The sequence below is a fragment of the Enterococcus sp. DIV1767 genome, from assembly GCF_050542585.1.
GTDB lineage: Bacteria > Bacillota > Bacilli > Lactobacillales > Enterococcaceae > Enterococcus_D > Enterococcus_D innesii.
Map to the genome: position 1 here is coordinate 1,628,600 of NZ_CP172936.1, position 22,824 is coordinate 1,651,423.

General features: G+C 42.4%; 19 protein-coding genes. 16 read left to right on the top strand and 3 right to left on the bottom strand.

All coding sequences use genetic code 11. From position 1 onward, the window contains the following. Positions 1-10 precede the first annotated feature (10 nt). The 6 genes from lepB (at position 11) to pheT (ending at position 12,186) form a co-directional block, all read left to right on the top strand. Positions 11-559 (top strand): signal peptidase I, encoded by a 549-nt coding sequence (gene lepB / locus IGI78_RS07835; protein WP_077453443.1) that lies wholly within the window; start codon positions 11-13, stop codon positions 557-559. Positions 560-685: 126 nt separating this feature from the next. Next, positions 686-4,303, top strand: coding sequence for a PD-(D/E)XK nuclease family protein (locus tag IGI78_RS07840; protein WP_195265147.1), 3,618 nt, complete (start codon positions 686-688; stop codon positions 4,301-4,303). Beyond that, the gene (gene addA, locus IGI78_RS07845; RefSeq protein WP_195265145.1) at positions 4,296-7,973 is read left to right on the top strand and encodes a helicase-exonuclease AddAB subunit AddA; all 3,678 of its coding nucleotides are present in this window, start codon (positions 4,296-4,298) and stop codon (positions 7,971-7,973) included. Before IGI78_RS07840 ends, addA begins: the two co-directional genes overlap by 8 nt. 67 nt (positions 7,974-8,040) lie before the next feature. After that, positions 8,041-8,361, top strand: coding sequence for a winged helix-turn-helix transcriptional regulator (locus tag IGI78_RS07850; RefSeq protein ID WP_005226192.1), 321 nt, complete (start codon positions 8,041-8,043; stop codon positions 8,359-8,361). Positions 8,362-8,718: 357 nt separating this feature from the next. Next, complete coding sequence (gene pheS / locus IGI78_RS07855; protein WP_140965593.1) at positions 8,719-9,765, top strand: phenylalanine--tRNA ligase subunit alpha; 1,047 nt, start codon at positions 8,719-8,721, stop codon at positions 9,763-9,765. After that, a complete protein-coding gene (pheT, locus tag IGI78_RS07860; protein WP_194194525.1) occupies positions 9,766-12,186 on the top strand; it encodes a phenylalanine--tRNA ligase subunit beta in 2,421 nt (806 codons plus the stop codon). A 400-nt stretch (positions 12,187-12,586) separates the two neighbouring features. On the opposite strand, the gene trpS is transcribed toward pheT, so the two are convergent. Then, positions 12,587-13,594: a tryptophan--tRNA ligase gene (gene trpS, locus IGI78_RS07865; protein ID WP_081118703.1), complete on the bottom strand. Its 1,008-nt coding sequence runs from the start codon at positions 13,592-13,594 to the stop codon at positions 12,587-12,589. A 19-nt stretch (positions 13,595-13,613) separates the two neighbouring features. On the opposite strand from trpS, the gene IGI78_RS07870 reads away from it, so the two are divergent. The 9 genes from IGI78_RS07870 to cbpB all read left to right on the top strand — a co-directional run bounded on the left by IGI78_RS07870 (position 13,614) and on the right by cbpB (position 20,277). After that, positions 13,614-13,871, top strand: coding sequence for a hypothetical protein (locus IGI78_RS07870; protein WP_422718479.1), 258 nt, complete (start codon positions 13,614-13,616; stop codon positions 13,869-13,871). Continuing rightward, complete coding sequence (locus tag IGI78_RS07875) at positions 13,862-14,599, top strand: amino acid ABC transporter ATP-binding protein (protein WP_077453439.1); 738 nt, start codon at positions 13,862-13,864, stop codon at positions 14,597-14,599. The genes IGI78_RS07870 and IGI78_RS07875 overlap by 10 nt, the downstream gene beginning before the upstream one ends. An 18-nt stretch (positions 14,600-14,617) precedes the next feature. Next, on the top strand, positions 14,618-15,427 hold the full coding sequence (locus tag IGI78_RS07880) for a transporter substrate-binding domain-containing protein (RefSeq protein ID WP_077453438.1): 810 nt from the start codon (positions 14,618-14,620) through the stop codon (positions 15,425-15,427). An 11-nt stretch (positions 15,428-15,438) separates the two neighbouring features. Continuing rightward, a complete protein-coding gene (locus IGI78_RS07885; protein WP_077453437.1) occupies positions 15,439-16,086 on the top strand; it encodes an amino acid ABC transporter permease in 648 nt (215 codons plus the stop codon). A gap of 17 nt (positions 16,087-16,103) precedes the next feature. After that, positions 16,104-16,760 (top strand): amino acid ABC transporter permease, encoded by a 657-nt coding sequence (locus tag IGI78_RS07890; RefSeq protein WP_086292424.1) that lies wholly within the window; start codon positions 16,104-16,106, stop codon positions 16,758-16,760. Between the two features lie 226 nt (positions 16,761-16,986). Next, positions 16,987-17,802 carry a glutamate racemase gene (racE, locus tag IGI78_RS07895; protein WP_081118702.1) on the top strand — a complete coding sequence of 272 codons (816 nt, stop codon included), beginning with the start codon at positions 16,987-16,989 and terminating at the stop codon, positions 17,800-17,802. Next, a complete protein-coding gene (gene rph / locus IGI78_RS07900; protein ID WP_140965595.1) occupies positions 17,803-19,155 on the top strand; it encodes a ribonuclease PH in 1,353 nt (450 codons plus the stop codon). It begins immediately after the preceding gene. Next, on the top strand, positions 19,152-19,664 hold the full coding sequence (locus IGI78_RS07905) for a metallophosphoesterase (protein ID WP_140965596.1): 513 nt from the start codon (positions 19,152-19,154) through the stop codon (positions 19,662-19,664). The genes rph and IGI78_RS07905 overlap by 4 nt, the downstream gene beginning before the upstream one ends. A 109-nt stretch (positions 19,665-19,773) precedes the next feature. Beyond that, positions 19,774-20,277, top strand: coding sequence for a cyclic-di-AMP-binding protein CbpB (cbpB, locus tag IGI78_RS07910; RefSeq protein WP_005226181.1), 504 nt, complete (start codon positions 19,774-19,776; stop codon positions 20,275-20,277). 35 nt (positions 20,278-20,312) lie between these two features. Here cbpB and IGI78_RS07915 read toward each other — a convergent pair whose 3' ends face one another. After that, positions 20,313-21,230, bottom strand: coding sequence for a mechanosensitive ion channel family protein (locus tag IGI78_RS07915; RefSeq protein ID WP_005236101.1), 918 nt, complete (start codon positions 21,228-21,230; stop codon positions 20,313-20,315). 147 nt (positions 21,231-21,377) lie between these two features. Further along, positions 21,378-22,133: an enoyl-ACP reductase FabI gene (gene fabI / locus IGI78_RS07920; protein ID WP_430618569.1), complete on the bottom strand. Its 756-nt coding sequence runs from the start codon at positions 22,131-22,133 to the stop codon at positions 21,378-21,380. A gap of 203 nt (positions 22,134-22,336) precedes the next feature. Here fabI and fabZ point away from each other — a divergent pair, with 203 nt between their 5' ends. After that, entirely contained in the window at positions 22,337-22,777 is a 441-nt protein-coding gene (fabZ, locus tag IGI78_RS07925) for a 3-hydroxyacyl-ACP dehydratase FabZ (protein ID WP_005226178.1), read from the top strand. Positions 22,778-22,824 lie beyond the last annotated feature (47 nt).

The following is a 22,824-nucleotide window of genomic DNA, read 5'->3' on the forward strand; positions in this document are numbered from 1 at the left end:
TGAAGGACACGTGCAACAGATAAAAGAGCTTTTAAAAACAGTGGGATTTGTCGTGATCTTCGCCTTATTCCTTTTGTTATTAAGACAATATGTCTTTACCCCCGTTATTGTAAAAGGAGATTCGATGGATCCAACCTTACATGATGGTGAGCGAGTAATTGCTTTAAAGAACACGGAAATCGAGCGTTTTGATATCATTACATTCGAAGCGCCGGATGAAGAGGGGAAAAATTATATCAAACGAGTGATCGGTTTGCCGGGGGATCGGGTTGCTTATCAAAACGATACCCTGTACATTAATGGACAAGCGTATGATGAACCCTATTTGGATGAATTCAAAGCGGCTGTCACCGATGGCTTTCCTTTGACCAGTGACTTTGACATGAGTCTATTTGGTGTGGAAGTCATTCCTGAAGGCCAAGTATTGGTTTTAGGTGATAATCGCCGAATCTCTAAAGATAGCCGTCAATTAGGCTTGATCGATGAATCAACGATTTTGGGGGATGTAAAATTTGTTTTTTGGCCCATTGCCGATTTTGGCATGTTAGGAAAAGATTGAACGAGTATTACCGATTTTGTAACGTGTTTCTGAAAATGACCACTAGACAAAAACGTCGCTTTCGAAGAAAAGCTGCTCATTGTTTTTTGGGGATTTTTTAAAACTATGTAGAGAAGGAGTCCTTTCATGAGTTTACGATTTATCCTTGGTGATGGCCGTTGTCGTCATGATCAAGCTGTGATAGAGCAGGCAAAAAGCTGGTTAGAAAAAGACCATCAAGAAGTGTTTTTCCTCGTTCCTAACTACAATAAATTTGAACGAGAGCGGGAGATCCTTCAATTACTTAAAAATGATCAATTAGGGGATTTCGCTTCCATTCGGGCCCAAGTGTATAGTTTTCACCGTTTGGCTTGGTTTTATTTGCAGCAAACAGGATTGCTTTCTCAAAATGCCATCACTGAAAATGGTGCCTCCATGATCATGCGCAAGCTGCTTTTGGATTTAGAAGAAGAACTTGTCTTGTATCGCGGCGAAATTAATAAAGCGGGGTTTATCCAACAATTGTTGGCTTTTTATCAAGAAATGCATACAAGTCGATTGGGGATCGAAGATTTATTAGCTGGTGGTGCTGCCCCCAGTGCAACCCAAGATGAAGAGAAGAAATACAGTGAATTGGCGATAATTTTTCAACGATTTGAACAAGAACTTCTAGAGCGTGCTTTGCAAGTCGAACAACCGCTCACCTTATTGACACGCTTTCTGGAAGGTTCCTTGCTGGGTGACTCCCGGGTGGATCAAACGATACCAACTGCTGTGTCTTTGAACAAAGCGCCAGATCTTTCCCACGCCTTATTCATTATCAGCGGTTTCTCCGCATTTTCAACCCAAGAGCAACAGTTGATACAAGTACTGATGAAGAGAAGTCATGTAGTGATTGATCTTATTTTGGATCGCGGGTACCCACAAGAGATGCCCACGCCATTGAATTTATTTTATGAAGCAGGACGGACCTATTATCAGTTGATCAGTTTTGCTCGTGACAATCAAGTGAACATTTTCTTAGATCAGAAACTTTCCGTCAACCAAGAGGTGGACAAAGAAGACGAGGGATCGATCCCGCAGGCGTACAAGGAAGTAGAAACTTTTTGGCGGCAGACCCAATCACAAGCCAATTATCATCAGCAGACCTCCGTCAAAGACTTTCTGGCAGTCTGGAAAGTTGGGAATCCCGAAGAAGAGATCCGTCAAATCGCAGCGTCGATCCGCGGGATGATGAGTGATAAGAAACGGTACCCAACATTACGGTATCGTGATATCCAATTATTGATCGCCGAACCAGAAGTCTATCATCAGTATATTCCTAAAATTTTTACTGAGTTTGAGATTCCTTTTTATATCGATGAAGAGCAGATGATGGCACAACATCCATTGGTTGAGTTTTTGAATGCTTTTTTTGCTTGTCAATCCTATGGTTTCCGCTTAAATGATATTTTGCGATTATTAAGAACGGAACTTTATTTACCGGCAGCCTATCGCTCCGAAGCAGATTGGCTCGTTGGGCGTGACCAGTTTCGTAAGTTAGTGGATATTACTGAAAATAAAGCATTAGCCCATGACTTTCAAGGAGCTAGCTGGACAAGAAACGAAGATTGGGAACTGATCGAGTATTTACAATCAGAAGAAGAGCAGACGGATAAAGTGGATTTGACGGCGTATACCAACCAGTTGCGTAGGGCCTTTAAGCAAGATGTTGCTGATACTCTTGACTGGCTGACGGCTGCTAGAACAAATCGAGATGCCGTAGAACTGCTGTATCGCTTTTTACTGAATGCTGGTGTCGAGCAACAACTACGGCATTGGCGAGACCAGGCAATCCAACAAGGGAAATTGGATCAAGCTCGCAACCATGAACAAGCATGGCAAGCTTTAATGGATTTGCTAGATGAATATGCCACGATCTATGGAGAAGAGCCCTTTGATTTTGCGCTCTTTGAAGATGTCTTATTGACTGGCTTAGAAAATGTCACATTCGGGAAGATCCCAACAGCGATCGACCAGGTCAACGTCAACCGCCTTGATTTGGCTCGTCCAAAACAAGCGAAGATCACATTTGCACCTGGATTGAATGAAACGGCGTTGCCAAGAAAAATAGAGAACAAAACATTGTTGACGAATGAAGAACGTCAGCATTTCAATCAGTTGTTCAACGGTGAAAAATACCTTAGGGATACAGTGGTGGAAGGCAGTGTCAAAGAGCCATTTGCCTTTTATTCGGTCTTGCTTTCAGCAACGGAACACTTATCACTGTCCTATGCCGTTAATTTTGATACCCAGCAAAACATCAAAATGTCGCCTTATTTAGACCGCGTGATCAAACATTTGGATGTTCCTCTGCAAGATCGCGGCATTTTAACGCTGACCAGTGACCCGAGAAACTATGTCGGCAGTTACCGTGGCCTGATCTATCAAATCAATAACCTCAGTCAGCAAGCGCAAAAAAACAAAGAGAATTTGCCTCGAGTTTGGGAGCAGCTGAAACAAGCACTGCTACGTTCGGAATGGACAGATTTAGCTGCTCAAGTATTTGAAAGCCAAACTCATCAAAATATTCCGATTCCTTTGTCTCAAGCACAAGCTGCGGCACTATATGGCCCGTCGATCTACAGCTCCATTTCTCAAATGGAGACGTTCTATCAGTGTGAATACAAGTATTTCGTCAGCTACGGATTACGGTTAAAAGAACGGGAAGTTTATGGCTTAAATCCAGCAATGACGGGTGAGTTTTTCCATGATGCGTTGGACCGCTTTGTCAAAGTCCTGATTGCTGAAAATATTTCCTTGACCCAGTTAACTGCTGACCAACGCGTGCAATTTGTGGAAGTCGTTTTGCAGGAAATTTTTGGCGAAAGCCGTTATCGCTTATTGACGAGCTCTGCTCGGATGAATTTTATTCGGTATCAATTAGGCAAGACGATTCAGCGAGTAGCGTGGGCTTTAGCGAAACAAGGTCAAAAAATGCATTTTAGTCCTGAAAAGACGGAGGTACTGTTCGGCCAGATCGCTGGCTCAAATGGGATCAACGGGATCGAATTGCCTTTAAGCTCTGGTGGGAAACTACATGTACGGGGGAAGATCGATCGAGTCGATACGGCGAAAACGGAAGAAGAACAATGGCTTTCTGTTGTTGACTATAAATCTAGCAGCCGAGATTTTGACCTTTCTGAAGCCTACTACGGACTTGCGATGCAGTTGATCACCTATCTCGATGTCGCATTGACGGATGCTGTCCAACTGGTTGGTTCGCCAAATGTGCGACCAGCCGGTGCATATTATCTGCATGTGCATAATCCACTTTTGGACGGACAAGAAGCCAGTGAAGAAGAACGTTTAAAACGTTTCAAGTATGACGGGTTGTTTATTGACGAACCGGCTGTTTTCCCGTTGCTAGATGAGGATGTTGAAGCCAGCAAAAATTCACCGATATTTCCTGTTCGAAAAGACAAAAACGGCGATTATCAAAAAACGACGCAGGCGAAAAACAAGTTTTATACAGAAGAAGAGCTTGAGCTGTTAAGAAAACATAATCGTAAAAACATGCAACAAAGCGGTGAGAAGCTATTAAGCGGTGAAATCGCCTTAAACCCTTCTTATAAATTAAAAGACAAAAAACGGGCGTGTGAGTTTTGTCCGTTTCGCAGCATATGTGACTTTGATGTATTGTTGAAAGAAAATGAGTACCACCGTTTAGAAAACTTATCTAAAGATGAGATTATCCATCGCTTAAGGGAGGAAGAAGATGAGTAAGATCCCTTTAAAACCGCAAAATGAAACCTTCACGGATACCCAATGGCAAGCCATTTTTGATAAAGGGGATAATATCCTCGTTTCCGCTTCAGCGGGTTCAGGAAAAACCACCGTTTTGGTTCGGCGAGTGATTGAAAAGTTAAAAGCAGGAACGACGATCGATTCTTTACTGATCGTGACCTTTACCGAAGCAGCTGCTCGAGAAATGAAAGAACGGATTCAAGCGGCATTGCAACAAGCCATCAACCAAGAAAGTGATGAGCAAAAACGCCAGCACTTCGTCCGTCAGCTGCAGCTATTGCCGACAGCTAACATTTCTACTTTGCATGCATTTTGTTTAACGGTGATTCGGCGTTTTTATTATTTGATCGATTTAGATCCAAATTTCCGCATGATGACCGATGAAACCGAAATTTTATTGATGAAAGAAGAAATCTGGACACAGCTGAGAGATCAACAATATGAAGCCAATGATGAAGCCTTCTTTCGTTTGACAGAAAATTTTTCTAGTGATCGTTCTGATGAAGGCGTCGGGGATCTGATCCTGTCTCTTTATGACTTTGCCCGAGCAAATCCGGATCCCGTCAACTGGCTAGCTCATCTAAGTGATCACTATGTCGGTAAAGAAACCTTTGCTGAAAATATCCTGTACCAATCGCAAATCAAACCGACTTTGCAAGAAAATTTGAAGACAGCGGCGCATTTGCTGCAGGCGGCGCAAGACTATGCCCGTTCTGATGAAGCGATGGAAAAAGCAGCACTATTGATCGATACCGAATTGGGAGTGGTGGAAACCTTAAAGGCTCTGCTGGATGCAGACGATGTTGATGGCTTCTATGAGCAGATCAAAGTGTTGCGTTTTGGTCGCTACCCAGCTTTTCGCAAACCAGAACAAAAGGAACTCTCCCAAGAAATTAAACCTTTGCGAGATGATGCGAAAAAATTGGTCGAGCAATTGAAAGTGGCCTCTCCATACCCGCCGGCTGAAATGATGGAACTGCTTCATCGATCAGCACCTGTCGTTGAGAAAATGGCGGCCATGACCGAAGCGTTTATGAAAGCATTTCAAGAAAGAAAGCTTTCAAAAGGCCGTTTAGACTTTAATGATTTGGAACATTTTACCTTGCAGATTTTACAAGGTGACGGCAGTGGAAGTGAGGCGTCGGTCTATTATCGGGATCGCTTTGAAGAAGTTTTAGTCGATGAATACCAAGACGTCAATCGGTTGCAAGAGGCAATTTTATATTGGGTGAGACAAGTTGATCATAACCCTGGCAACATGTTTATGGTGGGGGATGTGAAGCAGTCGATCTATTCGTTTCGACTAGCAGATCCGACGCTGTTTATCGAAAAATACTTGGCATTTGAAACGGAGAATGGTGGGCGGAGAATCGTCTTAGCAGAAAATTTCCGTTCTCGCTCCGACGTATTGGATTTTACGAATCTAGTATTTCAACAGCTGATGGATGAACGGGTTGGCCAAATCCCTTACGATGAGGCGGCAGCCTTGATTAACGGTTTTCCTCATTTTCCAGAAAGCGATGCATTTGCCACGGAGCTCTTGTTATATGAAAAAGCGCATGAATCTGAAGAACAATTGATCGATGACAAAACAGAAGGTGAGATGCAGATTACTGCATTGAAGATTCGAGAGTTGATTGAATCAAAATTCATGATCTATGACAAAAAATCCAAAACAAATCGACCAATCACTTACAATGATATTGTCTTGTTGACCCCCACACGTAAAAACAATCTTGTTATCCTAGATGTCTTTAAGCAGTTTGGAATTCCGATGGCGGTCAATGATGCTCAAAACTATTTTCAGGCAACGGAGATCCAAACCGTCGTATCTTTGCTGCAAATCATTGACAATCCGTACCAAGACATCCCGCTTGTGGCGGTCTTGCGTTCACCAATCGTCGGCTTAACAGAAGATCAATTAGCTGAAATCCGTTTAGCCAATCGTTCCGGCGACTACTACGATGCAGTATTGGATTATCATGGTCAACATGAAGCGTCAAACTTGTGGCAAACGGTGGATGGGTTTTTAGCTAAACTAAATCAATGGCGAGAAGAAGCACGCAGACTGCCGATCCCGACCTTGCTTTGGCAAATCTATGAAGATACTGCTTACTTGGATTATGTTGTGGGACTTCCTGCAGGACAGCAGCGTTATGCAAATTTAGTGGCATTGATCCACAGAGCCGAAAAATACGAAAAGAGCAGTTTCCGTGGTTTGTACCAATTCATTCGCTTCATCGAAAAAATGCAAGAAAAAAACAAGGATTTGGCAGAGCCTGTGGCTACTCCTGTAGAAGATGCCGTTCGAGTGATGACCGTTCATGCAAGTAAAGGCTTGGAGTTTCCTGTAGTCTTCTTATTGGATACAACAAAATTCTTTAACTACCAAGATTTTCAAAAACGCTATATCTTTGAAGAACAACTGGGGGCTGGAATCCAATATGTGGAACCCGCAGAAAATCTTAAATTTGAGACACTGCCGTTTCAAGCCATCAAGCAAGTTCGTTTGAAAAAAGCCTTATCAGAAGAAATGCGAAAATTGTACGTAGCATTGACACGAGCAGAGCAGAAGCTTTTCTTAGTGGGCTCCTATAAAAATCAAGCGGATGCCTTTAAGACTTGGCAATCTGGCTTGACGCAAGCCGAAATGGTTCTTGACCCTGCATTGCGCCTTGTTGCCCGGGGGAGTTTGATGGATTGGGTCGGACGGACCCTGATGCGCCATCCAGATATGGAAGCAGTATTCTCTGAAGCGTCAGAGCGCAAGCGGACGATCGATCATCCTGCTCATTTTCGTCTGTCATGGTGGAATCAAGAAACGATCACGCAACAAGTCCAAGAGACCCTTGCGCCAGTCGAGGAGCCTAAACGATTGCTTGCGCCAGATAGCAATATCGATGATCTTTTGAAACGCCTAGCCTATCGCTATCCTTATCAAAAAGCGACCCAAACCACTAGTTATCAATCTGTATCAGAATTGAAAAGACTCTATAACGATCCTGATGATCAACAGACCACTTTGTTGGAATGGCGGTCGGTTTCCGAGAAGACGAATCCTCAGCAATATCGCTACGTACAGGATGAATTGGCGAAACCAAAATTTCTGCAAGAAACGAAGCCTCTCGCCAGCAGTATCGGGACAGCAACCCATACGGTTTTGCAAATGATCCCATTAGGAATGACGCCAAATCAAGATACTTTGGAGCTCCTGATTGCTGAACTCGTGAAAAAGCAATTTTTTTCTGAAGAAATCGCCAAAAAAATTGACCGATCGAGCATTTTGTGGTTTTATCAAACTGAACTAGGTGAATTGCTGAACCGATCCTCTGATTTGGTGAAGCGGGAACAACCGTTTTCGATGCTAAAAGAGGCTGATACGATCTTTGAAGAGTTTGACGAACCAGATGCGCCGCTTTTGATCCACGGAATTATCGATGGCTATATTGAATTGGCGGATGAAATCATTTTGTATGACTTTAAAACAGATGATGTTTTCGGTAGTCAGGCTCAGATTGAAAAGAAAATGCGCGAACGATACTATGGTCAATTGAAACTCTATTGCCAAGCATTGGAGAAAGCGTTGAACAAACCAGTGAAACAGACCTATTTAGTGCTGTTAAAACCTAAGATGATCGTGTCATTCTAACTGATCGATCCTAGTTTCTTACAATTCGTAAGTCATATGCTATAATAGGTAAAAGAGGTGATGGAGAATGATAAAAGTAGAATCGGATTATGCCCTTTGTCCTAAATTTGAAAAAGCTTTTTCTATTTTAGGCAAAAAGTGGAACGGCTTGATCATTGATGTCCTTCTTGAAGACGGCAAACAAAGATTTGTTGAGTTAGCAAACAAGATTCCTCAAGTGAGTGATCGGGTGTTAGTCGAACGCTTGAAAGAATTAGAGCGGGAAGAAATTGTCTGCAAAGAAAACAATCTTTACTGCTTGACGCCAAGAGGTATTGCTCTTGAAAAGAGTATGATGAGTGTGAAGCGTTGGGCAGAAACATGGGTACGTGAGGAAGAATGCAGTTGATTTCTCACCAGAAATTAGGTAAACTAACCTTAAATGAATAGTTAAAAAGCGTTGATAGAAACTAGTAATTTGGCTGAATCAGAAAAAGGGAGACTTGTCACAGACTGAAAGCAAGTCCTGCATTCGAAAAATGAATTTCACTTCTGGAGCTTGCTGATTACAGTCAGTCGGCAGTTTTGCTGTCGTTAGCCGAAGTGAGTGCGCGTTTTTTTCGCGAATGAGGATGGTAACACGAGACGTCGTTCCTTTTTTAAGGGATGATGTCTTTTTTTGTCTTTAAATGAATGATATTCCCTTTAATCAGTCAATCCAGTCTTGTTATTCTTACACTATTCACAGTATAGAAGGAGGAAACACATGTCTTTACAAGAAAAATTAGAAGCATTGAAGGAAACGACATTGCTTAAAATCAAAGCAAGTCCAACCATGAACGACTTGAATCAAATTCGAGTGGAAGTGCTTGGAAAAAAAGGACCCATCACTGAAGTTCTACGGGGGATGAAAGATCTTTCTGCGGAAGAACGGCCGAAGGTGGGGAGCTATGCCAACGAGATTCGTGATATTTTGACAGAAGCGATCGAAGAAGCCAAGACGTCTATCGAAGCAGCAAACTTGGAAAAAGCCCTCGCTGAAGAATCGATCGACGTGACGTTGCCTGGTAAAAAGATGGACCGAGGAACTCGCCATGTGCTGACACAAATCATGGAAGAAATCGAAGACATCTTTGTTGGTATGGGCTACCAAGTCGTTGAAGGCTATGAAGTGGAAAAAGATCATTACAACTTCGAGCGGATGAATCTGCCAAAAGATCATCCTGCTAGAGACATGCAGGACACCTTTTATATTTCAGAGGAAGTGTTGATTCGAACCCATACATCACCCGTTCAAGCGAGAACAATGGAGACCCATGATTTTTCAAAAGGGCCGTTACGGATGATCTCTCCCGGGAAAGTTTTCCGTCGTGATACAGATGATGCGACCCATAGCCACCAATTCCATCAAATTGAAGGATTGGTAATCGATAAAAATATTACGATGGGTGACTTAAAAGGAACCTTAGAAGTCATGATGCAAAAAATGTTTGGGGAAGATCGCCAAATTCGCTTGCGACCAAGCTATTTCCCTTTCACAGAACCATCGGTCGAAGTCGATGTCAGTTGCTTCAAGTGTGGTGGTGCCGGATGTAATGTTTGTAAACAAACTGGCTGGATCGAGATCCTTGGTGCCGGAATGGTCCATCCTAACGTCTTAGAAATGTCAGGGATTGATCCAACCCAATATTCGGGATTTGCTTTTGGTTTAGGTCCTGACCGAGTGGCAATGTTGCGCTACGGCGTGAACGACATTCGCCAATTCTATCAAAATGATGTGCGTTTTATTCGCCAGTTCAAGGGGGAACAATAAATGTTAGTATCATATAAATGGTTAAATGAATACCTTGATCTGTCTGAGATCACACCCAAAGAGCTAGCAGATAAAATGTCAGTGACGGGGATCGAAGTCGAAGGTATTGACGTGCCTGAAGAAGGTTTAAAAAAAATCGTTGTCGGAGAAGTGACCGACTGCCGACCGCATCCGGACTCTGACCATCTATCGATTTGCCAAGTAAATATTGGTGAGGATGAAGACTCACAGATCGTTTGCGGTGCGCCGAATGTCAAAAGCGGCATCAAAGTCATCGTGGCATTACCCGGCTCTCGAATCGCGGGCAACGTAAAAATAAAAAAGGGCAAGATGCGGGGAGAAGTTTCCAACGGCATGATTTGTTCGTTGCAAGAGTTGGGATATGCCGATAGCGTGATTCCCAAAGAATACGCGGAAGGAATCTATTATTTACCAGCAGAAGCAGAACCAGGATCACCGGTTTTTCCTTATCTGGATATGGATGATCACATTATCGAATTGTCGATCACTCCGAATCGTGCGGATGCGTTGAGCATGCGGGGGGTTGCTTATGAAGTCGGTGCGATCTATCGCCAAACACCGAAGTTTCCTGAAATTTCGCTTACTGAAAGTGAAGTAGCTGCTGCCGATAAAATTCAGGTGAAGGTCACTGAAGCAACAGATGCACCCGCCTACCAAATTCGAATCATTGATGGTGTAACGATCGCCCCAAGTCCACAATGGTTGCAAAATCGCTTGATGAATGAAGGTATTCGTCCAATCAACAATGTCGTGGACGTGACGAATTATATCTTACTATTATTTGGCCAACCATTGCATGCCTTTGATTATCAAAAGCTCGACAGCAAAGAAATACTTGTCCGTCGTGGTAAAGAAAATGAAAGTTTGGTGACTTTAGATGGAGAAACACGTCAGCTTTCCCCAGAAGACATCGTTATCACCAACGGAACCACGCCCGTTGCGCTCGCAGGCGTCATGGGAGGGCTTGATTCAGAAATCACGGAAAAAACGACTACAGTCGCTTTAGAAGCGGCCTTGTTCGATCCGTTAGCGATTCGTTTGACCTCAAAGAAATTCAATTTAAGAAGTGAATCCTCCGCTCGTTTTGAAAAAGGGATCAACCAAGCCACGGTTGCAAAAGCTTGTGATGCAGCAGCAGCACTGATTGCGGAACTTGCTGGTGGAACGGTCTTAAAAGGGGCAGTAATAGGTTCCCAAGTAGCAGTAGAACCTGTTGAGGTTACAATCACTTTAGCTCGAATCAATAGCTATTTAGGCACAGAAATCACTGATGAAGAAGTGCAAGAAATCTTTGATGCATTAGGCTTTGGTCATCGTCAAGAAGCAGACAGCTATATTGTTTCTGTCCCACCTCGTCGTTGGGATATTACGATCGAAGCAGATATCATTGAAGAAGTGGCGCGTATTTACGGTTATGATCGTTTGCCATCGACTTTACCGCAAGGAGAAACGGTTGCCGGTCATCTAACCAAAGCGCAACGTCTGACCAGAGAAGTTCGGACGCTATTGGAAGGCAATGGGGTCAGTGAAGCCATCAGCTATGCTTTGACAACGGAAGAGAAGGCACAACAATTTACGAATAAATCGAGCCAAGTGACTCGATTGGATTGGCCAATGACCGAAGAACGTGCCGTCTTGCGCTTGAATCTGATTTCAGGTTTGTTAGACGACGTTGCGTACAACTTGGCACGTAAAAACAATCGTGTTGCTTTGTATGAAATTGGTCGCGTCTTTTATCAGACAGGCGACAGTAAACACGAGCTGCCAACAGAAGTCAATCATTTAGGACTAGCATTGACAGGGAATATCCATGAGAAAGACTGGCAAACCCAAGCTCAAAAAGTTGATTTCTTCCATTTAAAAGGCATTTTAGAAAATCTATTTGATTCGTTGGTATTAACCGAACGTATTCGTTATCAAAAAACGGCAGCTATCAAAGAGATGCATCCTGGTCGTACGGCAATGATCTTGCTAGATGACCAAGAAATCGGCTTCTTGGGACAAGTCCACCCATCGATCGCCAAAGCCTATGAAGTGAGTGAAACGTATGTCGCTGAATTGGACTTGGATCAACTGCTAGCAGCTAAAACTGAGCAATTGGTCTATCAACCGGTCTCAAAATTCCCATCAGTAACGCGGGATATGGCACTCTTGCTTGATGAAGCAATCGACAACCAATCAGTGATGGAGATTATCCGTGAAAGTGCAGGTCGCTTCTTAAGTGATATTCGCTTATTCGACGTTTATCAAGGGAAGAACATTGACGCAGGCAAAAAATCATTAGGATATAGCCTGACGTTTAGCAATCCTGAAGCTACTTTGACGGATGAAGAGATCAATCAAGCAATCGCAAAAATTACTCGTAATTTAAAAGAGAAAGTTCAAGCAGAAATCCGTTAATAGAAGTATGAAGAAAAACGTTCTCCACCTTGAAAAAAATGAAGGTGGGGAACGTTTTCTACTATTTATAATAGATGTTCAGATGACGCAAAAATGTTAGGAGTTGGATTGGAGCCGTAAAGTATCTCACTATCAAAGGCAATCCAGCTTTTTTGATCTGTTCTTTTTTTAGCGCTGTCAAGGTTGAGAAAATGATCCTCTAATCAGCATTTTCGAAGTTATTTTTAGGGCAATTTTCTAGGTTTTTTCGCAAGAAATCGCATCAAATAAAGTTGCCTAATGGATCGGTCTGTGGATGAAGTTTGCTCGTGAAACCTAACACAGAGTGTGCTCGTAGGTTTAGCATTAAATTGTATTCTCGATTTGTGAACAAAAAAATAAGCCGCTAAGGCTTATTTTTTTAAGCAAAGTAATTGATGCCCATTGCATTTTTGACTTCAGCTAACGTTTGGGCGGCAACTTGTTCTGCTTTTTCGCTACCAAGTTTTAATAAGTTCATCACTTCACCGGGATCTTTCGCAAAAGCTTCACGTCGTTCCCGAATCGGTGCAAATTCGGCTTCCAGAACATCGATCAAATAGCGTTTGATTTTGACATCTCCTAATCCGCCACGGGTGTAATGTTCTTTTAATTCAGTAATTTTTTCTTTTTCGGTACCAAATACATCAAGATACGTAAAGACCATATTGCCTTCGACTTGTCCGGGGTCTTCGACATGGATGTGATTTGGATCAGTGTACATGCTCATCACTTTCTTTTGTAACACATCAGCTGGATCTGCTAAATAGATACCGTTATTTAGTGACTTACTCATTTTTCCATTGCCGTCGATCCCAGCCAAACGTCCCATACCTTTTGGCGGTAAAACAGCTTTTGGTTCGACCAATACTTCACTATACGTAGAATTAAAACTATGCACGATTTCTTGTGTTTGTTCCAGCATTGGTTTTTGATCTTCACCAACTGGGACTAAGTTTGCTTTAAAAGCAGTGATATCCGCTGCTTGAGAGACTGGATAGATGAAGAAACCAGAAGGAACGCCTTCGCCAAATTTCTTTTGTTCAATTTCTGCTTTGACCGTCGGGTTGCGTCGCACGCGTGCTACACTGACTAAATTTAGGTAGTACATCGTCAATTCAGAGAGTTGAGGGATTTGCGATTGAATAAACATCGTTGTTTTTGATGGATCCAATCCAACGGCTAAATAATCCAAAGCGACTTCTAAAATATTCGCTGAGACCTTCTCAGGTGTTTTCGCATTATCTGTTAGTGCCTGCATATCAGCGACCATGATATAAAGCTGATTTTCAGGGTCAGCTTGCATTTCGACCCGTTTTTTTAAAGACCCCACATAATGGCCAAGATGCAGTTTGCCAGTTGGGCGGTCGCCAGTTAAAATCGTATTCACTTTTTTTCCACCTTTACCTTTGTTATATGGTTTATCTTACCTTTTTTTAGCAAAAGAAACAACAGGTTCTCCTTGTGATCTGTCGAGGTTAGAAAAATTTTCATGGACAAAAACCTCACATCAAAGTAAAATAGCACTTGTCTTTTCAGAAATAAGGGGGGAACATTGGAAAAGCACCTTTACAAATGAAAAAAGATTGGGCTATAATATGAATCAAATCTTTCCATTTACTCATTTAATTTTAAAAATAGCTAGGAGTGTGAATCAATGGCAATGATCGAATTTAAGAACGTAGAGAAATATTACGGAAAGTTCCATGCATTAAAAAACATCAACCTTGAATTTGAAAAAGGTGAGGTCGTTGTTGTTATCGGACCTTCAGGTTCTGGTAAAAGTACAATGCTCCGTACAATTAATGGACTAGAAACCATTTCAGGTGGTCAATTATTAGTCAACGGCAAGAACTTATTTGATAAAGATGTCAAAATGACAGAAGTTAGAAAAAACATTGGTATGGTGTTTCAACATTTTAACTTGTATCCAAACAAAACCGTGTTAGAAAACATTACGTTAGCGCCGATTAAAGTATTAAAACAAAATGAGCAAGAAGCCATCAATTTGGCGGAAAAACTACTTGATCGAGTTGGGATGTTGGATAAAAAAGATTCTTATCCGTCTATGTTATCCGGTGGACAACAGCAGCGGGTCGCAATTGCCCGAGGCCTTGCGATGAAACCAGAGATGCTGCTTTTTGATGAGCCAACTTCAGCATTGGACCCAGAAATGATTGGCGATGTACTAGATGTCATGAAAAAAATCGCCAGTGAAGGAATGTCCATGATCGTCGTTACCCATGAAATGAGCTTTGCTCGTGAAGTAGCAGATCGAATCGTCTTTATGGCAGAAGGCCAAGTGCTAGAAGATCGACGGGATGTCGATGGATTCTTTGACGCACCAAGGGACGAGCGTGCAAAACAATTCTTGAGCAAAGTCACAAATCATTAAGCGACAGGAGGAACCTATATGAAAAAGAAAATTTTTTCTTTTCTAGTTTTAGCCTTTGCCCTTGTGACTTTCTCAGGTTGTAAAGGACAAAGTGCCGCAGATATTGATATTTTAGAAAACAGCAAAGAGACGAATCAGATCGTTTGGGGCGTAAAAAACGATACCCGTCTATTTGGTTTGATGGATATCGCGACTAGAGAAGTGCGTGGCTTTGATATTGATATCGCTCGTGCGATCACTGAAAAAATCTTAGGGCGTGATGGCAATGCGATTTTTGTTGAAGTTACCTCAAAAACTCGGATTCCGCTTTTGAAAAACGGCAATATCGATGCGATCATCGCAACGATGACCATCACGGAAGAGCGTAAAAAGCAAGTTGACTTTTCGGATGTTTATTTTGATGCAGGACAATCTTTATTGGTCGCAAAAGATAGTCCAATCCAAGGAATTGAAGATTTGACCGCAGACACCACTGTATTGGTCGTGAAAGGCTCTACGTCAGCTGTAAACATTCGTGAGGCTGCACCAGAAGCGCAAATCCTAGAACTTGAAAATTATGCAGAAGCCTTTACTGCTTTGCAATCAGGACAAGGGGATGCTATGACTACGGATAACGCAATCTTATTAGGGATGGCGAGTGAAAATCCAAATTATCATTTAGTTGGCGAAACATTTACCGAAGAGCCTTATGGGATAGCCATCAACAAAGGTCAAAAACCATTTCTAGATGCTGTCAATCAAGCCTTGCGGGAAATGCGTGAAGATGGAACCTATGATGAGATTTACAACAAGTGGTTCCCTGAAGACGAATCAGGAAAAGTAGATTAGGAGGAAACTGAATGGTTGAATTATTTCAAACCTATACCGGTCAGTTTATTGAAGGCTTTAAATATACAGTCATGGCGAGTTTGATCGCACTGTTTTTTAGCCTTTTGATCGGAACTTTAATGGCAATTTTTCAGTTGTCAGACAATCGCTTCATCAAAGGGATCGCCAAAGCATATGTCGAGTTTTTTAGAAATATCCCCTTATTGATCATCGTGATGTTCTTTTATGTTGTTGTGCCAATGTATTGGGTCTCTTTTGACGGATTTCAAGCGGGAACGATTGGTTTAACGATCTATACATCGGCATTTATCGCCGAGACGATCCGTTCAGGGATCCAAACGGTTCCTAAAGGACAGATGGAAGCTTCCTTGTCTTCTGGCTTTACTTATAGTCAAGCGATGCGCTACATTATTTTGCCTCAAGCATTTAAAATCGTTGTGCCGCCACTAGGCAATCAATTTATTAACCTCGTCAAAAACTCCTCAATTTTAGCGATGGTCGCAGGATTAGATATCATGTATCAAGGGGATTTGATCGCAAGCGAGACCTTCAATACATTTGATACCTATATCATTGTTGGTCTTTTCTATTTGATTATCACCCTGCCATTGTCTTATTTGATGGTTTACTTGGAACGGCGTTGGGCTGTCCGCTCATAGAAAGGAGCTAAAGAACTATGGATTTTTTTGAAGCTTTTTCAGCGATTAACATTCGCTTTTTGATCGATGGCTTACGTGTTACGGTTGAAGTGTCGATCCTCTCGATCTTATTTAGCTTTATTATTGGAGGAATCGCCGGTATTTTACGCTTCAGCTCGATTCCGGTCTTTTCTAAAGTATTAGGTGTCGTGATTGATGTTATTCGTAACTTGCCTTTGCTCTTGATCATTTTCTTCACTTATTTTGCCTTGCCACAGATTGGCATCCGCTTTAACATTTTTTGGTCAGCGGTTGTGGCGTTGACGATTTTTGAATCAGCGATGCTTTCTGAGATCTTTCGAGCGGGTTTGAATTCTGTGCCAAAAGGTCAGATGGAAGCTGGTTTATCAACGGGATTAAATTATGTTGAAGTATTGCGCAGTATCGTCGTGCCACAAGCATTTAAAGCGATGTTGCCAGCGATCGTCAGTCAGTTGATCTCTTTGATCAAGGATACATCACTAGCCGTGATCATTTCTTTACCAGAGTTGACCCATCATGCCCGGATCATTTATGGTCAAAATACAAACTATGTTTTGCCAATGTTTTTGGCAATGACTGTTTTATACTTTTTGGTTTGTTATGCACTGTCATTGCTTTCAGGTTTTTTGGAAAAACGTCAGTACGATTACTAAAAATGAACAATCGACAAAAATCCCCGCGATCGGTCTTTCAACCATGCAAGTGCAACTTGCTGGTTGTGAGCCAATGGTTGGGGCTTTTTTTGTACCGATTGGTATTTTTTGGGAAAGCTTTCTTTAGCAAACGAAAGGAATACTTGAAAAATAGACAAAAAAAGTCCAAAATGAATAAGAGAGAAAAATGCATCAAACTCTTTCTTTCATGTAAAGGATGGAAACTATGACAAACAACAGACCAATTGGCTTTATCGATTCTGGTGTTGGTGGGTTGACGGTCGTCAAAGAGGCAATCAAACAACTGCCCAACGAATCGATTCTTTATCTAGGCGATACTGCCAGATGCCCTTATGGCCCAAGACCTGCTGAGCAAGTCATCGAGTATACGTGGCAAATGACCCGTTTTTTATTGGAAAAAAACATTAAAATGTTGGTGATCGCCTGTAACACAGCAACAGCGGTCGCTCTTGAAGAAATCAAAGAACAACTGGATATTCCAGTGATCGGCGTGATACTGCCTGGCAGTCGAGCAGCGGTCAAAGCAAGCAAAAATCAACGAATCGGTGTTATCGGGACAAACGGAACGATTAAAAGCGACTCGTACAAGCGCGCCCTTCATGGGAAAGCCCCCCATGCGTCAGTCGTCAGTTTGGCTTGCCCAAAGTTTGTACCGATCGTAGAAAGCAAACAGTACCACAGCTCGGTTGCCAAGAAAATTGTGGCAGAAACGTTACGCCCCTTGAAAAACAAGCGGTTAGATACGGTGATTCTGGGCTGTACCCATTATCCTTTATTGCGTCCTTTGATCCAAAATGAATTGGGGGCCCATATCCAGCTCATTGATTCAGGCGCAGAAACGGTGGGGGAAGTCAGTACCTTGTTGGACTATTTCGCCATTGCAGCAACGAGCCAGGACGATCCGCACCCGCAGCATGCATTTTTTACTACTGGTTCACCAAAAATATTTGATGAGATCGCCAATGATTGGCTTGATTTAGACACGATCTCATCGGTTCACACTGATTTAGGAGGCTTTTAAATGCGACATGATGGCAGAAAAGAAACAATGTTAAGACCAGTTAAAATTCAAACCAACGTCTACAAACACCCCGAAGGATCGGTTGTGATCTCTTTTGGTGACACAACCGTGATCTGTTCGGCAACGATTGAAGATCGGGTCCCTCCGTTTTTACGAGATACGGGAAAAGGCTGGGTCACAGCCGAATACAGTATGCTCCCACGAGCGACCAACACTCGTAATCGTCGAGAAAGTGCCAAAGGCAAGCTTTCTGGTCGTACGATGGAGATCCAACGGCTGATTGCTCGTTCCTTGCGAGCTGTGGTCGATTTAGAAAAGCTAGGGGAACGCAGTATTGTGGTCGATTGTGACGTCGTTCAAGCAGATGGTGGTACCCGAACAGCTAGTATTACCGGCGCATTTGTTGCGTTGCGTTTAGCTATCGATACATTGTTGCGTGACAAAGCATTGACGGAAGACCCGATCAAGGAGCATTTGGCAGCCATCAGCGTTGGAATCTTACCAGATGGCACCTGTGTGACTGATCTCGATTATCAAGAAGATTCTTCAGCTGCTGTCGACATGAATTTGGTGATGACAGAATCCGGTCGATTTGTCGAATTGCAAGGAACTGGGGAAGAAGCGACCTTTGATGGTCAGCAGTTGAATGAGATGCTGATCTACGGAAAAACAGCTATCGAAGAATTGATTGCCTATCAAAAAGAGGCACTGTTTTTGCCAGATGAACCCCCTTATGAGATTCCCGAAAAAACGATCGTCATTGCCACAGGCAATCCAGGAAAAGCCAAGGAATTTAAAGCCGTATTTGGGGCAGCAGGGTACGATGTCCGCACCTTGAAAGATTATCCTTCCTTGCCGGATGTTGAAGAAACCGGCACCACATTCGAAGAAAATGCCCGCCTTAAAGCGGAAACTATCGCCAGAATTTTGGGAAGACCGGTGTTGGCTGATGACTCAGGACTGAAAGTCGATGCATTAGGGGGACGCCCAGGCGTGTACTCTGCTCGATTTGCCGGTGAGCAAAAAAGTGATGCTGCCAATAATGCAAAATTGCTTTATGAATTGACGGATGTCGAAGATGACAAACGCAGTGCACAATTTCACTGTACGTTAGTTTTCGCAGCACCAGGAAAAGATAGCTTGGTGGTTGAAGCCCAATGGCCGGGGAGAATCGGCCGTATCCCTCGTGGAGAAAATGGGTTCGGTTACGATCCATTGTTTATTCCTGATGGTTCAGAGCAAAGCGCAGCCCAAATGAGTCAAGAAGAAAAGAACCGAGTGAGCCACCGTGGTCAAGCAATCAAAAAACTCCAAGTACAGTGGCAGGAGTGGCTAGAAGGAGAAAATGTATGAAATATTTAGTTGTCAGTGACAATCATTCAGATCGTGAGATTCTTGTTGATCTTAAAAATGAATTCGAAAATCAAGTCGATTTATTCCTGCATTGTGGAGACTCTGAACTGCCTGATACAGATCCTTTATGGGAAACATTCCAAGTCGTTTGCGGCAATTGCGATTACGGTGGTGGTTTTCCCAATGAGCGTATCGTTAAAACGTCGCTGGATACCATCTATATGACCCATGGCCATTTGGCGGATGTTCGTTTTGGCGTAACCAAATTAGGATTAAAAGCGCAACAAGCAGATGCCTCGATCGCTTTGTTTGGTCACACGCATCAAATTGCTTGTGAGAAAGTCGGGAATCGACTTTTCTTGAATCCTGGCAGTATTTCCCAACCGCGAGGGCAAATTCAAATCAAAAGCTTTGCGATTATTGAAAGTACGCCAGAACAATGGGCAATCCAATACTATGATCGTTCCTTTCATAAAGTCCCAGAGCTAGCTTTCGTTTTCACACGTTAAGTAAGCGGAATCAAAAAGTAAAAATTTCATTATAATTTTGCAGGTTTCTACTTTCTATTCTCATTTTCAAGTAAAATAGAAGAGTAGCTGTGAAATGGAGGCAATTAGATTGATAGGACAGACCGTAGAAAAAATATTACTCGAGAATCAAGAAAATTTCTTGGTGCCTGCAGAGAATGTGGCATCGGTATTTTATAACCACCCTTTGAGTCACGCATTGCTTGTTTTATCAAAAGTGGGCTATTCAAAGATCCCTGTACTAGATAGTGAGGACCATTTAGTCGGCTTAATCAGCCTCTCAAACATCGTGGAACGAATGATGGATCTCACTGGCTTCAGTATGGAAAATATTGAAGGGCTGACTGTGGCAGACGTCATGGAAGTCAACGTGAATTGCATCAAGGAAAACGATGAGTTGGAAAGTATGCTGCATCTTTTAGTAGATCAAGCATTCTTGCCGATCGTTGATGATGACAATGTCTTTGTAGGGATCATCACCCGCAAAGAGATTTTAAAATCCGTCAATCATTTGGCGCATGAAATCGAAAGACGCTATTTGCTGATTTCGAAAGAAGATGCCCCAAAGATGACAGATGAACTGCATGTGGTATAGAAAAAAGGTTATCCCAGTTTCGGGATAACCTTTTTTTAAATACCGACGATGGGCGCATTAGGGATCGTATAGCCTTTGGCTGTCAAAGCATCGATCGATGCTGCTAAAAATTCCTCTTTGATTTTCCATTGCGTACCGTTGGTCACATACATGGTGGTTCGAATCGCAAAGTTGTTGTTCCCTAGATCCACCAGACCGAAGACCGTAGGGGCCGTTTGAATCTCTTCTTCATGCTGCTGAGCGATCTGTTCATTGACTTCTTCAATGATGGCACGTATTTCATCTAGGCCTTCAGATGGTAAGATACGTACGTCGACAACGACTTGCATATTGGCTCTTGATGTATTACTGATGGTCGTGATGTTACGATTTGGGATATAATGAACGGTTCCATCAACGGATTTTAATTGGACCGTTCGAATCCCGACTGCTGTCACCGTACCTTCAAGCGTCAGATTGGTCAAGCGGACGTAATCACCAACATTGATTTGTTGCTCGGTAATAATGAAGAAGCCAGTAATCAAGTCATTCATAAAACCTTGGGCACCTAAACCAAGTGCGACCCCGACGACTCCGGCACCGGCTAGTAACGAGCCTACAGGTACGCCGATGGTGGAAAGCAGTGCATAGACAAAAAAGAAGCCTAATGTGTAATGAACCGTATTGCGGATCAGGGTATGGATCGTGTTGATTCGACTCACATTGAAACTGGCTTTTTTTTCATAGGAACGATAGATTCGATCGATGATCATATTGCTTATTTTCAATAAAATACCAAATAGGATACATAAAAAAAGCAACATCAATGCTTTTTGAATCAGTAAGCCAATGATCGATTCCCAGTCGATGGACGCCCACCATTTTTGTAATGCATTGAGTTGAGCAGCTGCTGGTTCGGTAATGCTGGAACCACTTGAATCGGTCGTGCTAGCTGCAAGTAGCAGTTGTTTCATAGAATCCCTCCAAGTCTTACTGCATCTATTTTAACGAAGAAAAAATAGAAATGCAAAGGAGGTTTTCTGAAATGATAATTTTTTTCAGAAAAAGCCTGCTAAGACCTTTAATTGGTCCACAGCAGACTTTACTTTGACGCTCAATGATTAAGACAAGTGAACCCCTTTATCGACAAAAATCACTTCACCGATAATGCCGCTCGATAACGGACTGATCAAGAAGGCACAAGTATTGCCGACTTCTTCGATCGTTACACCAATATGGTCAGGTGTCCGATCCTCTGACAATTGGATCAGCTTTTGATAGTCTTTTACACCTGTTACTGCTAGCGTTTTGATGGCGCCAGCTGAAATCGCATTGACACGGATCTTTTGCGGTGAAAGTTCGGCAGCTAAATAGCGAACACTTGATTCCAAAGCAGCTTTCGCAATCCCCATCATGTTGTAGTTTGGCACTGCCCGTTCGGCACCTAAGTAAGAAAGAGTGACGATACCAGCGTTTTCAGCTAAGATTGGTTTGGCATATTTGGTGACTGCAATCAATGAGTAACTGCTGATATCTTGCGCTAAAGCATAACCGTCACGAGAAATATTTAAAATATCGCCCGATAGATCTTCTTTATTAGCATAAGCAACGGCATGGACCACACCGTGGATCTCTCCAGCATATTCTTTGATCGTTTCAAAGGCGGCAGCAATGCTTTCGTCGTTGGCGACGTCACAATCCACTACAAATTCATCAGATTCCAATAAGCGTTCTAAAGGCTTTTTCATGCGGTCGTTTTGATATGTGTAGATCACTTCGGCTCCTTGGGATTTTAGTGCTTGTGCACAGCCCCAAGCAATACTGCGTTTGTTAGCAACGCCCATGACGACAACTTTTTTACCGGTTAAAAAACTCATAATTCCACTCCTTAATAAATTCAACAATAAAATACGTATAATGACAAATAGTAAATCAAACTATCTTGATTTCTAATTATTAAGCATAATTGTTTGATTGTCAAACTATTTTTTTCTTAATAAATATTTAGTTGCGAATTTCCTTGAACTATGATACTTTGATAATCAAACTATAATAAATTCTTAAGCAAGGAAGGGACACCATGAAAAAACTATTGACTGAAACGGAAGTCATGGATTTGATTCCAAATCGCTACCCAATTATTTATATTGATTATGTTGATGAAATCGAATCTGGTAAAAAAATTATCGCAACGAAGAATGTCACCATCAACGAAGATTTTTTTCAAGGGCATTTTCCGGGAAATCCAGTGATGCCAGGTGCCTTGATTTTAGAAACATTGGCACAAGCAGGATCGATCTTAATATTGAAATCTGAGGAATTCCAAGGGAGAACGGCGTATATCGGCGGCATCAATAAAGCAAAATTCCGTCAAAAAGTTGTTCCGGGAGATACCATGAAACTTGTTTTTGAAATCACCAAAATCAAAGGCTCTGTAGGAACTGCTGATGCAGTAGCGACAGTGGATGGCAAAAAAGCTGCGGAGTGCGAATTTACCTTTATCGTAGGCGACCAAAAATAAAAGAAAACCGCTGGAGCATCCGATAATCGGGGCTTTCAGCGGTTTTT